Origin of the sequence: Streptantibioticus cattleyicolor NRRL 8057 = DSM 46488 (genome assembly GCF_000240165.1) — a bacterium.
Taxonomy (GTDB): Bacteria; Actinomycetota; Actinomycetes; order Streptomycetales; family Streptomycetaceae; genus Streptantibioticus; species Streptantibioticus cattleyicolor.
In genome coordinates this window covers 3,828,266-3,843,422 of sequence record NC_017586.1, presented here as the reverse complement: position 1 = coordinate 3,843,422, position 15,157 = coordinate 3,828,266, and the positions used below count along the sequence as shown (strand labels likewise).

Below are 15,157 nucleotides of genomic sequence, written 5' to 3'. Positions count from 1 at the left end.
CGTCCTCTTTTAAAAGCGCAGCTCAAGGAAGGGGGTGACCGGCTCGTCGGCGGCGGCCGGGGCGGGGTCGGCGACGACCTGGACCGGGTCCGCCGGGGCCGGGGCGGGGAACCAGTGGCGGCGGCGCCGGTACGTGATCGGCGGCAGCGGCTCGCGGCGCGCGGGGAACCGTTCCCGCACCGCCGGGTCGAGGTCGCGCACCACCACGTGGGCGTTGGTGCCGCCGAAGCCGAACGAGCTGACGCCCGCCCGGCGCACCCCGTCCCGGCCGGGCCACTGCTGGAGCGCCCGCACCGGATACAGCGGCGAGTCCTCGAACCGGAACCGGGGGTTGACCGTCTCGCAGTGCAGGGTGGGCGGCAGCTGGCCGTGGCGGATGGCGAGGATCACCTTGATCAGTCCGGCGATCCCGGCGGCGCTCAGCAGGTGGCCGATGTTGGTCTTGACGCTGCCCACGCCGCAGTAGCCGGTCTCGTCGGTGGAGCGGCGGAACACATCGGTCAGCGCCCGCAGTTCCATCGGGTCGCCGATCATCGTGCCGGTGCCGTGCGCCTCGACGTAGGAGATCGAGGCGGCGTCCACCCCGGCCGCGTCCAGCGCGCGGGCGATCACGTCGCGCTGGGCGTCCGGGTTGGGGGTGGTGATGCCCATGGTGCGGCCGTCGTTGTTGACCGCGCTGCCCTCGATGACGGCGTGGACGCGGTCGCCGTCGCGCAGCGCGTCGTCGAGCCGCTTGAGCAGCAGCACGCCGGCGCCCTCGCCGAGCACGATGCCGTCGGCCCGCTCGTCGAAGGTGTGGCAGCGGCCGGTGGGCGACAGCGCCCGCCCCTCGCTCATCCCCACGAACGGGATCTCGTCCAGCAGGATCTCCACCCCGCCGGCCAGCGCCATCTCGCACTCCCCGGCCCGCAGGCTCTGCGCCGCCAGGTGGACGCCGACCAGCGAGGACGAACACGCCGAGTCCACCACCATGTTGGGGCCGTGGACGTCGAGGAAGTGGGCGACGTGGGCGGCGATGAAGTTCTGCGCCATGCCGCTGATGCTGTCCCGGCCGGGCGCGGTGTGGTGGGCGCCGAAGGTGGAGGTGCGGGCGCCGGCGAAGACCCCGACCCGGCGGCCGGCGATCTCCTCCCGCTCGATCCCCGCGTCCCGCAGGCACTCCGCGCTGACCTCCAGGAACTGCCGCACCAGCGGATCGACCTGTGCCGCCGCGTCCTCCTCGATGCGGAAGTGCCCGGGGTCGAACTCCTCGACGGCGTCCAGGAACCCGCCCCACTTGCTGACGCTCTTGCCCGGCTGGTACGTCGCGGCGTAGTGGCGTGCGACGTCCCAGCGCCCGGCGGGCACCTCGGTGACGGAGTCGGTGCCGGACGCCAGGTTGCGCCAGAACGCCTCCTGGTCGGGGGCGCCGGGGAAGTGGCAGGCGAGGCCGATGACGGCGATGCGGTCACCGCCGGGTGCGCCGGCGGTCGGGGCGGGCGCGGGTTCGTCCGCCCCGGTGGGGGCGGTCTCCCCGGCCGGGGTGGTCTGCTCGGCCGCCGGGGGCCCTTCCGACCCGGCCGGGGCCGCCGTGGCGCCCTCGTCGCGCAGATGGGCGGCGAGCCGGCGCATCGTGGGGTGCTCCAGGAACGCGGACGGCTCCACGGTGATCCCCGCCTCGCGCTCCACCGCGACCAGCAACTGGGCGATCATGATGGAGTCCACGCCCAGGTCGGCGAAGTTGGCGTCGGCGTCGATCGCCGAGGCGGCCAGCCGCAACTGCCGGGAGAAGACCGTGGTGAGCCGCTCCAGCAGGGCGCCGTCGTCCCCGCGCGGAGCCGGGGCCGGGTCCGGTGCCGGTGCCGGTGCCGGTGCCGGTGCCGGAGCGGTGGCCGTGGCCGGCTTCGGCGGCTGCGCGGTACGGGGCGCCGCCGGCACCGTGAGCAGCCGGCCGGCGTCGAACCCGGCCGCGTCCACCACGGCCGGCATCAGCACCGGGTGCCCGGTCACCGCCATCGCCCGGTCCAGCAGCCGCAGCCCGGCCGGGGTCGCCAACGAGCGCAGCCCCAGGCCCAGATAGGCGTCGGTGGTCACCTCCGGCATGCCCATCGACCGCCAGCTCGGCCACTGCAACGACCGGAAGCAGTCGCGTCCGGTGGCGGCCTGGTAGGCGGCGAAGCGGTCGAGGAACGAGTTGGCCAGCGCGTAGTCGCTGATGCCCGCGCCGAGCACCGGGACCTCCCCGGATACCGAGGAGCACAGCACGAAGAAGCGCAGCGGGTCGTCCGCGCACGCCGCGCTCAACTCCCGCAACCCGGCGACCTTGGGCTCCAGCACGGTACGCATCTCGGCGACCCGCTTGCCGACGAACGCCGGGTTGGCGGTGAGCCCCAGCCCGGCGGCGTGCACGACACCGTGGATCGGCCCGTGCTCCGCGCGCACCGCGGCCAGCGTCCCGCGCAGCCACTGAGCGTCGTCCAGCCGTCCGGCCACCACCTCGATGCGCACCCCGGGCCGTTCCAGCGCCAGCAGTTCGCGCAGCCGCGCGGCCAGCTCCGGGTCGGTGCCGGGGTCGGCGGCGGTCTCCGTCCAGCGCGACCGCTCCGGCAGCGGGCGGCGGCCCATCAGCACCAGCCGGTCGGCGCCCGCGTCGATCAGTTCGGCGGCGATCGCGCGGCCCAGCGCCCCGGTGCCGCCGGTGATCAGCACCACCCGGCCGGCCAGCCCGGCACGCCAGTCGGCGGCGGACCCGGTGGGGGACCCGGTGGGGGCCGCCACCTCCTCCAGCACCGGCAGATGACGCACCCCGTCGCGCAGGCACGCCTCGGTGTCGGTGCCGGGGGCGGCCAGCTCGACGGCGACCACGCGGCGCAGCCGGTCGGCGGTGAGCGGGGCGCCGTCCAGGTCGACGGTGCGGGCGCGCATCCCCCGGTACTCGGCGGGCAGCGTGCGCACCAGCCCGGCGAAGGCCGCGCCGCGCAGGCTCGGCCGCTCCGCCCGGAACGTGGTCAGCCCCCGCGTGACGTGCAGGTAGCACAGGCCGGCGGTACGGAACCGGGCCACCAGCTCCTGCGCCAGCACCACCCGCGCCCAGCTCTCCCGTACCCGGTCGCCCGGCTCGTCGGCGTCCACCAGGTCGACGACGGCGGTGAACCGGGCGTCGTCGGTGAGCACCCGGCGGGCGATCCGCTCCCCCGCCTCCGGGTCGGCGTCCTGATCCTCGTCCACCGTGACCACCACGGCGTCCGCCCCGAACGCGGCCCGGGCCGGCGCCTCGGTGGCCGGGCCCGTCAGCACCAGCAGCCGCTCGGCGGCGAGCACGGCCGACGGGTCGCCGGCCTCGTCCGCCGCGCCGTCCGGGCGCCAGGACTTGGCCAGCAGCACCTCGCGTTCCCCGGCCGTCGCCGGGGTGGCCTGCGGCAGCCAGTGGCGTTCCCGGGCGAACGGGTAGGTCGGCAGCTCCGCCCGGCGCACCGGTCCGCCGGCGCGCAGCGCGTCCCAGTCGACGTCCACGCCGGACACCCACAGCCGGGCCACCTGCTCCAGGTCGCCCTCGCGCACGATCCGGCGCAGGTACTCGCGGCCCTCGGGGGCGGCCAGCCAGGTGTGTTCGCCGCCGTCCCGGTCGCGCGCGGTGCCGGTCACCAGCGTGCCCGGTTCGCCGCTCGCCGCGAACGCGGCCAGCGCGTCGCGCAGTTGGGCCCGGTCGTCCACCACGGCCGCCAGCCGGACGGCCATCGGCACCCGGCCGGTCTGCGCGGTGTGGGCCAGCCCGGCGAGGTCCGCGTCCGGGTTCCGGTCGAGGAGTGCGGCCGTGCGGGCGGCGTACTCGCGCAGCCGCTCGGTGTCGCGGGCGGACAGGACGAACACCTGCCGCCCGGTCGCGGACCCGGCCGCCGGTTCCGCCGGGCGGGCCGGGGCCTCCTCCAGCACCACGTGGGCGTTGACCCCGCCGAAGCCGAACGAGCTGACCCCGGCCCGGCGCGGCAGCGGCGCGCCGGAGGCGTCGGCCGGCGCCCAGTCGCGGGCGGCGAGCACCGGCGCGAACGGGGTGCCGTCCAGCCGCACCAGCGGGTTGAGCCGCTCCAGGTGGAGCGTGGCGGGCAGGGTGCGGTGGGCCATCGCCAGCAGCACCTTGACCACCCCGGCCACCCCGGCGGCCGGCTCCAGGTGGCCGATGTTGCTCTTGACGGTGCCCAGGCCCACCGGGGTGCCCGGCCGGTCCCCGGCGAGCCGCCGGTACGCCTGCCGGATGGCGTCCACCTCGACCGGGTCGCCCAGTTCGGTGCCGGTGCCGTGCATCTCCAGGTAGGAGACGGTCTCCAGGGGCACCTTGGCGTCCCGGTAGGCGGCGACCAGCAGATCGGCCTGGGCGGCGGGGTTGGGGGCGGTCAGCGAGGTGGCGTGGCCGCCGTGGTTGACGGCGCTGCCGCGGATCACGCCGTGCACCCGGTCGCCGTCGGCGAGGGCGCGGGCCAGCGGCTTGAGCACCAGGGCGGCGACGCCCTCGCCCTTGACGTAGCCGTTGGCGCCGCGGTCCAGCGTCTTGCAGCGGCCGTCCGGGGAGAGCACGCCGAGCTGGTGGGCGCTGACCACGGTCTGCGGGGAGAGCACCAGGCTCACCCCGCCGGCGATGGCCAGTTCGCTCTCACCGGAACGCAGCGAGCGCACCGCCCGGTGGATGGCCACCAGCGAGCTGGAGCACGCGGTGTCGATGCTCTCGCTGGGGCCGCGCAGGTCCAGCAGGTAGGAGATGCGGTTGGCGAGCATGGTGCGGGCCAGCCCGGCGCCGGAGTAGGCGTTGACCTCGCCGCCGCCGAGCACCATCGACTCGTAGTCGGTGAACTGGGTGCCCACGAAGACGCTGACCGGGCGGCCGGCGAGGGTGTCGGCCCGGCAGCCGGCGTCCTCCAGCGCCTTCCAGGTCTCCTCCAGGAAGAGCCGGTGCTGCGGGTCCATGACCTCCGCCTCCAGCGGGGAGATCTTGAAGAACAGCGGGTCGAAGCGGTCGACGTCGTCCAGGAAGCCGCCCCAGCGCGGGGTGCCCGGGAAGCGCTCGGCCACCTCCCGCCAGTCCCACCGCTCACCGGGTACCTCGCCGATCAGGTCGTGCCCGGCCGCCAGGTGGTCCCAGAACGCGTCCAGGTCGGGCGAGCCGGGGAAGCGCCCGCTCATCCCGACGACGGCGATCGCGTCGTCGTCGGGAACGGCCGCGGACGCCGGGGCGGGCGCCGGTTCGGGCGCCGGTACGGAGGCGGGTACGGACGTCGGACGCGGTTCCGCGCGCGGCGCCGGCGTCGTCCCGTGCACGGCCCGCAGCTCGGCGCCGTACTCGTCCACCAGGTGCGCGGCGAGCTTGCCGATGGTGTTGGCGGAGAACAGCGTGGTGGTCGCCAGGTCGATGGCGTACGCCTCGCCGAGTTCCTGGGCGAGCATCTTCAGCCCGAAGGAGTCCAGCCCGTACTCGCCGAACCCGGCGTCGGCGTCGAGCGTGCCGGCGTCCATGCCGAGGACGGCGGAGAGCATCCGGCGCAGTTCGCGCACGACGGCGAGGGTCAACCCGGCCTCGTCGTCGGCGGCCTGGGGGACGGCCACCGGCTCCGGCGGGGTCGCGGGGCGGGGCGGGCGGGGACGGTCGCGTTCGCCGAGGGCGGCGTCGGCCACCAGCCGCTCCACCCGCTCGGGGTCGCCGGGCACCGCCATCAGCCGGGGGTGGCCGCCGGACAGCGCCAGGTCGAGGACGCGCTCGCCCTCGGCGGTCTCCAGGTAGCGCAGGCCGGTCCCGGCCAGGTAGCGCGCCTCGTCGTCGGCGGCCACGTGCATCCCGCCGTCCCGCCACATCGGCCAGGCGACGGCGACCGTGCGGCCCCGGCGCTCCCCGGCCCGCCGCAGCGCCTCCCGTTCCTCGGCGAAACCGTCGAGGAAGCGGGCGCCGAAGCCGTAGTCCACCAGGCCGTAGTCGCCGAGGTGGCCGGAGGTGGAGGAGTAGAGCACGAACAGGTCGAGCGCCTCGTCCCGGGTGGCCTCGTCCAGCACCCGGGCGCCCTCGGTCCGCACCCGCAACTGGGCGCGGAACTCGGGCAGTTCCTTGTCCGGCAGCGGACGGGTGCCCGCGGTGCCGGCCAGGTGGAAGACCCCGTCCAGCCGGCCCCAGCGTCCCCGGGCCTCGGCGACCACCTCGGCGGTGCGCACCGGGTCGGTCACGTCGGTCTGCCGGTACTCGGCCTCGGCGCCCAGCCGGCCCAGCTCGGCCAGCCGCTCCTCCTTGGCCGCGTCCAGCGGGGAACGCCCCGTCAGCAGCAGCCGGGCCTGGTGGCGGGTGGCGAGGGTACGGGCGAGCAGCAGCCCGAGGCCGCCCATGCCGCCGGTGACCAGGTAGACGCCGTGCCGCCGCAGCGGGGTCCGCGTCCCCGCACCGGCCTCCGGCGCGGTCAGCCGCCGCTGCCGCTGGACGTGGCGGACGCCCCGCTCGTCGTGGCGGACCACGGCCGCGTCCAGCCGCCCGGCCGCGAGTTCGGCGAGCAGCGCCCGGTCGGCGGCGGCGCCGGCGAACCGGACCGCCGAGAACGCGGTGCCCGGCGCGATCGCCCGCAGCGACCCGGCGAACGCGCCCCACGCCTCGGCGAGCGCCGGCGCCCCGGTCTCCCGGACGGCCACCTGGACGCGTTCCAGCGCCCCGGCGTCCACCGCGAGCACCGCCTTGAGCAGCGCGTACAGCGCCTCCGGGCCGTGCGTGACGCGTTCGGCGAACCCGGCCCCGGCCAGCGGCCACAGATGGGCGATCCGGGCCACCCGCACCCCGTGCGCGCGCAGCGCGCGCACCAGCGCCAGGTGGTCCTCCGCACGCCCCGGGTCCACCTCGTAGGCACGGCCCGGTTCGGTCTCCCGGAAGCCGGCGCCGGGACGTACCACCACGGTGCCGGCCGGCAGCCGGGCGGCCAACGCGTCGTCGGCGCAGAGCGCGAGCAGCGTGCCGCGCGCCTCCCCGGCCGCCGGCACCTCGGCCGGCCGCCACTCGGGGACGAAGAGCGCCAGGTCGTCCGGGAGCACGGGGGCCGCCTGCGGGGAACGCGGGGCGGCGTCCCCGGCCGGGAACCAGTGGCGCTCGGCGGCGAACGGGTAGGCCGGCAGCGAACGGCGGCGCGGCACCGCCGCGTACAGCCGCCGCCAGTCGATCTCGGCCCCGGCCACCCAGGCCGCCGCCAGCGTGCCCGGGTCGCTCTCCCCGGCGTCGACGTGCGGGGCGCGGGTGCCGCGTTCGACCCGGCCGGTGAAGACCCCCTCGGCGTGGCCGGCCAGCCACGCGGTGAGCTTGGCCTCGGCCTCCCGCCCGTCGGCGGCGGTGAACGCCAGCCGCTCGGCGAAGGCCGCCCGGCCCGCCTGGAGGGTGTAGGCGGTGCCGGCCGGATCGTCCCGCCAGGCCGGTGCCGCCTCGACGAACGAGCGCGCGTACGCCCGCAGCCGCTCGGGGTCCTTGGCCGACAGCGTGAAGACCACCGGTCCCGGCCCGGCGGGCGGCTCCTCGGCCGTGTACTCCTCCAGCACCACGTGCGCGTTCACTCCTCCATAGCCGAATGAGCTGATGCCGGCCCGGCGCGGCAGCTCCCGTCCGTCCGGGCCGAGCGGCCGGGCCCAGTCGGCCGCCTCGCGGGGCACGTGGAACGGCGAACCCTCCAGGCGCAGATAGCCGTTGAGCTCCCGCACGTTGGGGTTGCCGGGGATCCGGCGGTGCCGCAGCGCCAGCAGCGCGCGCAGCAGGGCGGAGATCCCGGCGGCCGGTTCCAGGTGGCCGATGACGTTCTTCAGCGCGGTCAGCGCGCAGTGCGGGCGTTCCGGCGCCGGCAGCCCCCACCGCTCGTACAGCTCGCCGAAGGCCCGCCGCAACCCGGTGACCTCGGCGGGGTCGCCGATGACGGTGCCGGTGCCGTGGGTCTCCACGTAGCCGATGGTGCGCGGGTCCACCTGTGCCACCTGGTGGGCGGCGACGATCACCTCGGCCTGCGCGGCCGGGTTGGGCGCGGTCAGCGAGTTGGCCCGGCCGCCGTGGTTGACGGCGGTGCCGCGCAGCACCGCGTGGATCGGGTCGCCGTCGGCCAGCGCGGCGCTGCGCCGCTTGAGCACCACCGCGCCCACGCCCTCGCCGCGGACGTAACCGCTCGCGTCCTTGTCGAACGCTCGGCCCACCCCGTCCGGGGCGAGCATCCCGGCCCGTTCCAGCGAGGAGAACGTCACCGGCGACAGCATCACGCTGACCCCGCCCACGATCACCGTGTCGCAGTGGCCCAGTTGGAGCGCCTCCACGCCCCGGTGGAGCGCCACCAGGGAACTGGAGCACGCGGTGTCCACCGGTTCGCTCGGCCCGCGCAGGTCGAGCTGGTACGAGATCCGGTTGGCGAGCATCGAGGGGGTCAGCCCGGTCGAGGCGTAGGCGTCGGCCTTCACCCCGGAGCGCTGGATCAGCTCCGCGTACTCGGCCGAACCCACCCCGACGAAGAGCCCGGTGCGGGTGCCGGCCAGCGAGCCGGGGTCGATCCCGGCGTCCTCGATCGCGCTCCACACGGTACGCAGCAGCAGCCGCTGCCGGGGGTCCATCCAGGCCGCCTCACGCGGCGAGATGCCGAAGAACAGCGGGTCGAACTCGTCGATGCCGGGCATGAACCCGCCCCGGTTGACCGTGGTGCGGTCCTGGCCCTCGGACGGGTCGCCGTGGAACGCCCGCCAGTCCCAGCGGTCGGCCGGGACCTCGGTGATCAGGTCGTCACCGCGTTCCACATGGGTCCAGAACGCGTCCAGGTCGGGCGACCGCGGCAGGATGCCGGCCATGCCGACGACCACCACCGGATCGTCCGCGCCGTCCGCCGCGTCCCGCCGCTCCACCACGGCTTCGGCCCGCGCCTGCGGCGCCTCGGCCGCCCCGACGCCGTACTCCCGCCACAACAACTCGCTCAACGCCCGCGGCGTCGCCGCCTCCAGCAACATGTCCGGCGTCACCGTCACCCCGAACTCCCGCGCCGCCTGGTCCGCGAACCTGATCAGGCTCAACGAGTCCAGCCCGTGCGCGTGGAACGTCACCCCCGGGTCCAGCTCCGCCTCCCCGTACCCCGTCAACCCCGCCAACAACGCGAGCACCCGCTCCCCCACCGAAGCCGGCGGCTCCCCGCTCCCGTCCGCCCGGGAGACGGACGACGCGACGGCCGTGCCCCGCGCCCCGGCCGCCGCCGGAGGGGAACCGGCCTCGGCCGCCGGGCCACCGGCAGGCGTTCCGCCGGTCACCACCGGGCGAGGCCCGGCCTCACCGGACGACAACCCGCCCACCCCCGGCCGGGATCCCGCCCCGGCCGACGACGACCCGCCCGCCACCGGCAGGTCAAGCGCCGGGATCCAGCAGCGCTCCCGGGCGAAGGGGTAGCCCGGGAGGGAGAGGGGGCGGGGGCGGGTGGGGTGGAGGGCGGACCAGTCGAACCCGGTGCCTTCGACCCAGCGGGCGGCGAGGTCGTCGAGGGTGGCGCGGGTGACCGGGGTGGGCACCGGACGCGGGGCGGGGCGCAGCCAGGTGTCGGCGGCGGCGCGGCCCCGGCGGGCGGCCGGGACGGGCTCGCCGGAGGCGAACCGGCCCAGCGCGGCGGCCAGTTCCGCGGTGTCCGTGGCGACCAGCGCCCACCGTTCCGGCATCGCCTCGCGGCCCACCTGGAGGGTCCAGGCCAGCCGGTCGGGGTCGACCGGGTCGGTGACCGCGTCGGAGCCGGCGAGCAGGGCGGCGATCCGGCCGAGCGTCATCTCCTCGTGGAGCACGCCGGGGCCCGCCCGGTCGGGGTCGAGCCCGTGGCGTTCGGCGACCCGTTCCACCAGGCGCAGCACCGCCAGCAGGTCCAGGCCGAGGTCGGCCACGGGCTCGTCGGTGGTGGTGCCGGGGACCCCGGCGAGTTCGGCGAGTTCGGCGGCGAGGGCGGCGGAACCGGCCGCGCCCGTACCGCCGTTCCGGGTGAGGAAGGCGTGCAGCCGGGCGGCGCTCGCCCGCAGCCGTTCCTCGTCCCGTGCCGAGAGCAGGAAGAGCCGGGCGGTGCCGGGGTCGGCCACCGGGGCCGGGGCCGCGGGGCGCGGGTACTCCTCCAGGATCAGGTGGGCGTTGGAGCCGCCGGCCCCGAAGGCGCTGACGCCGGCGCGCAGCGGACCGCCGTCCGGCGACCGCCACGGCGCCGCCGTGCGCTGGAGCCGGAACGGCACGTCGGACCAGTCGATCTTCGGGTTGAGCCGTTCGGCGTGGAGCGAGGGCACCAGTTCGCGGTGGCGGAGCTGGAGCAGCACCTTGGTGACCGCGGCGATGCCGGCCGCCGACTCCAGGTGGCCGACGGACGACTTGAGCGAGCCCAGCGCGATCGGCGGGGCACCGGCGGCGCGCCGGCCGACCGCCCGGACCAGCCCGGCCATCTCGGTCGGGTCGCCGAGCGCGGTGCCGGTGCCGTGCGCCTCCAGGTACGACAGCGTCTCCGCCGCGGCCCCGGCGCGCTGGAGCGCCTGGCCGATGACGTTGCCCTGGGCGACCGGGTTGGGCACCGCGAAACCACCGGTCTTGCCGCCGTGGTTGACCGCGCTGCCCAGGATCACGCCGAGGATCCGGTCGCCGTCCCGCTCGGCCGCCTCCAGCGGCTTGAGGAGTACGGCGCCCACGCCCTCGCCGGGCACCATGCCGTCGCCGCCGTCGCCGAAGCTGCGGCAGCGGCCGTCGGAGGAGGTGAAGCCGCCCGCCGCGAGCTGGGTGTACTTGCGCGGGTGCACCGCCAGGTTGACCCCGCCGGCCAGCGCGTAGTCGGCGTCGCCGAGCATCAGCGCCTCGCAGGCGAGGTGCAGGGAGGTCAGCGAGGAGGAGCACATGGTGTCCACCGCCAGGCTCGGCCCCTGGAAGTCGAAGGCGTAGGAGACCCGGTTGGCGATGGAGGCGTACCCCATGCTGCCGGCCAGCCCGGAAGCGGTCTCGTACAGCTGGTACTGGCCGTACATCACGCCCACGTAGACGCCGACCCGGGCGCCGCGCAGCCGGGCGCGGGGGTAGCCGGCGTCCTCCAGGGCGTGCCAGGCGGTCTGGAGGAAGAGGCGTTCCTGCGGGTCGGTCAGCTCGGCCTCGGTGCGGGTCATCTGGAAGAACCGCGGGTCGAACTCGTCGACGCCGTCGAGGAACCCGCCCCAGCGGCTGACCTTGACGCCGTCCACCTCGGTGTAGTGGCGCCAGTCCCAGCGGCCGGCCGGGACCTCGGTGACGCAGTCGCGGCCGTCACGCAGGTTGGCCCAGAACTCCTCCAGGTCGGCGGCCATCGGGTAGCGGCCGGCCACCCCGATGACCGCGATCTTCCTCCAGCCGCCGGGGTGTTCGGCCGCGGCGGGTACGGGTACGGGCGCGGGCGCCGTGACGGTCACCGGCGCGGTGACCGGCGCGGTCACCGGTGCGGCGGCGGTCGCCGGGGCCGGGGCCGTCTCGTCCGGCGCGGGCAGCAGCGCGGCGCGCAGCACGTCCCCGTACTCGGCCACGAAGTGGTCCACCAGCTCCCCGATGGTCGGGTACTCGAAGAGCAGGGTGGCGGGCAGGGCGCCGGTCTCCGGCTTGAGCAGGTCGATGACGCGCGGCATGGTCAGCGAGTCGATGCCGAAGCTCTCGAAGGTGACCTCGGGGAAGAGCCGGTCCTCCGGGACCTCCAGGACCTCGTGGAAGGCGCGCTTGACGTACGCCTCGACGGCCCGGCGCAGCGCGTCGCCGTCGTCCGCCGGGGCGGGGGCGGTGGCGGCCGGGGCGGGGACGGACGCGGGCGGCGCGGCGGCGGGGGCCGGGGCCGGCGCCGGGGCGGGCCGGGCGGCGTCGGTGGTCTCGGCGACCACCACGCACTGGGCGGAACCCCGGTCGGCCGGGACGGCCCGGCTGTGCGCGAAGCCGGCCATGGCCAGCACCCGTTCCCAGCCGTCGCCGGAGAGCAGCGGTGAGCCGGGCAGCCGCAGGTGGGCGTCCTTGTTGAGCCACCAGCCGTCCAGCAGCCCGAAGGTGAGGGTGGCGGTGACCACGTTCTTGCTCGCCTCGTTGAGCACCAGCCAACCGCCCGGCCGCAGCAGCGACTTGACGTTGCCGAGGGTGCGCAGCAGGTCGTCGGTGGCGTGCAGCACGTTGGCGGCGACCACCACGTCGTAGCCGCCGGGCTCGAAGCCCTGGGCCGCCGGGTCCCGTCCGGCGTCCAGCGTGCGGAACTCCAGGAACGGGTAGCGCTCGGCGAAGCGTTCCCGGCCGTGCTGGAGGAACGCCTTGGACAGGTCGGTGTAGACGTACCGCACGTCGGCGCCGGTGCGGGCGATCGCGGGGAGGACACTGGCCGTGGTGCCGCCGGTGCCGGCGCCCACCTCCAGCACCGACAGGGTGCGCGACGGGTCCTGGTCGCGCAGGTGCTCCAGGTGGCGTCCGACGGCGGAGGTGACGAGCACGTTGGCCCGGTCCACCACCGGGCTGCCCCGGTAGGCCCCTTCGACCAGTGCGGTGGAGCCGCCGGGGAACATCACGTCGGTGGCCCGGGTCTCGCCGCGCATCACCGGGAACAGGTGGTGCATGCACGGCCGCAGCAGCCGGTCGAAGTGGCCCAGCGCCTCGGTGCGGTCGCACAGGGCGACCAGGTCGGCCTCGGGATCGGCGGCGGCCGGGCGGGCCGTCGTGGCGAAGGCGCCGTCCGGGTCCTGCCGCAGCCGGCCGCCCTCGGTGAGCACCCGCAACAGCTCGGCGAAGAGCCGCCGCTGCTTGCCGAGCACGCCGAGCCGGGCGGCGAGCGCCTCCTCGGTCCACCGCTCGGCGGCGTCGCGGAAGACGCCCTGCTGCTGGAAGAGCAGGTGGAGCCAGTCGAGCAGGACGCGGTCGAGTTCGGCCTCCTCGGCGGGCGGCAGCAGGCCGTCCACCGGCGGTTCGGCGGCGAGCGCGTCGACGGCGGCGAAGGCCGCGGAGGGACGGGCGGGGGTGGCCGCCGCGCCGGAACGGTCGCCGGAGAAGTCGTTGCCGGAGGAGTCGTTGCCGGAGAAGTCCACGCCGGCCGCCTCCAGTACCGCGCGGGTGGCCTTGGTGACCACCACCTGCCGCTCGTCGTGTCCGAGTACGTGGTCCACGGCCGCCATGCCCTCCGCCGGGGTGATCGAGAAGATGCCGCTGCGGGCGAGCCGTTCCCGGTAGTGGTCCTGCGCCACGATGCCGACGGTGCCCCAGTAGCCCCAGTTGACGACCCGGACCCGGGCGTCGAGCACCGCGTCCAGGTGGTGCGCGAAGGCGTCCTCGAAGGTGGAGCCGGCCGCGTAGTTGCTCTGCCCGGCGCTGCCGGACAGGGCCACCGCGGAGGAGAAGAACATCACGAAGTCCAGCGGCACCCCGGCCACCGCCGCCGCCAGCGCCACACTGGTGCGGGTCTTGGCCTCCAGCGCCGCCCGGAACGTCTGCTCCGACATGTTGGCCAGCGACTGGTCGCGCAGCACGATCGTGGAGTGGAAGGCGCCGTGCAGCGCGCCGTGGGCGGCGGTGATCCGGCCCACCACGGCGGCCAGTTGGGCCGGGTCACCGGCGTCGGCGCGTTCGTACGTCACCCGGGAGCCGTCGGCGTCGATGCGCCGCAGCCGGGCGAGCCGGTCGCCGTCCAGGGCGCTGCGGCCGACCAGTACCACCCGGGCGTCGAAGGTGCGCACCAGCCAGTCGGTCAGCTCCAGGCCGATGCCGCCGGCGCCGCCGAGCACCAGGTAGACGCCGCCGTGGCGGATCGGGCGGGCCGGGGCGGCGGTGGCGTCCACCGGCACCAGCCGGCGGCGGTGGGCGGTGCCCGCGCGCAGCGCCAGCAGCCCGCCGGCCGCCGCCAGGGCGGACAGCCGCCCGGCCGCCGCGCCCGGCTCCTCGCCGCCGGCCCGGTCGAGCACCGTCACCCGCCAGTTGGGGCACTCGTGGGCCAGCGACTGCGCCAGCCCGTGCAGGCTGCCCGCGAACGGGTCGCGCACCGGGTGGCCGGGGACGGCGAGCACGTCCTCGGTGACCACCGTGAGGCGCAGCGGACGGGACGTGAGGCCGCGTTCCAGCAGCAGCTTGACGAGGCCGAACAGCGCCAGCACGCCGCGTTCCTGGCTCTCCTCTAGCGCCCGCGCGTCGTCGTGGCGGGCGCCCGGCCGGGGGCCTCCGGAGACGAACCAGACCGTCGCCGGGTCGGCCAGCCCGGCCGGTGACTGGAGGTCGCCGGCCTGGAGCAGCAGCGCCCGGCCGGGGCAGCGGGCGGCCAGTTCCCGGGCGAGCGGCGCGGCCAGGTCGTCGTGGACGATCCAGGTGTCGCCGGCCGCGCCGGTCGCCTCCGCCGCCGGTTCGGTGACCGGGGTCCAGCGCGGCGCGAACGCCATGCCGTCCACCCCGGCGGCCGGGGCGGGGTCCGGGGCCGCGGCGGCGGGGGCCGGCCGCAGCGCGAACTCCCGCAGCCGCACGCACACCCGGCCGTCGTCGTCCAGCAGCGTGATCTCGTAACGGTCCGGCCCGCACGCGCGGACGTGGGCGTAGCCGCTGGCCGGGGCGGGGCGCAGCACCTCCACCGCGCCGACCGCGTAGGGCACCATGGCCCGCCCCGAGGTGCGGTCGCGCAGCACCGCGAAGGTGTGCAGGGCGCCGTCGAGCACCGCGGGGTGGAGCACGCACCCGGTGAGCGCGGGGTCGGCGGCGGCCGGGACCACCAGCCGGGTCAGCGCCTCGCCGTCGCCGGCCGCGATCCACTCCACGGCGCGCAGCCCGGGGCCGTAGCCGAGCCCGGCCGCCTCGAAGTCGGCGTAGAGCCGGTCGCCTTCGTGCCGGTTCGGGCAGCGGTCGCGGATCGGGCCGGTCGCCACCACCGCGTCCGCCGCGCCGCCGGTGAGCGGTTCCGCGGTGCCCTCGGCGAAGACCGTCTCGCCGGCCGCGTCCGGGCCGCGCAGCGCGAAGCCGAGGGCGGCGCCGTCGCGGCGCACCTCCAGCCAGGCGCGCCGTTCCCCGTCGGTCACCGTCAGCGGGCGCAGCCAGCGCACGTCACGCAGGACGCACGGGTGGGTCAGCCCGGCGGTGGCGGCGGCGGCCACCGCCAGCTCCAGCGCGGCGACGCCGGGCAGCAGGTGGGTGCCGTGCACCTGGTGGTCGCGGATGAGCGGGTGGCCGGGGGTGAGCACGGTG

Annotated in this window: 1 protein-coding gene (only partly in view); it reads right to left on the bottom strand. The window is 76.5% G+C overall.

Going from position 1 to position 15,157, the window contains the following annotated elements; genetic code table 11:
* Window positions 1-9 precede the first annotated feature (9 nt).
* Window positions 10-15,157, bottom strand: the 3' portion of a protein-coding gene (locus tag SCATT_RS40355) for an SDR family NAD(P)-dependent oxidoreductase (protein WP_014144300.1). Its footprint extends 5,018 nt past the window's final position; only the last 15,148 of its 20,166 coding nucleotides appear in the window; its start codon lies beyond the right edge, outside the window; it ends in the stop codon at window positions 10-12.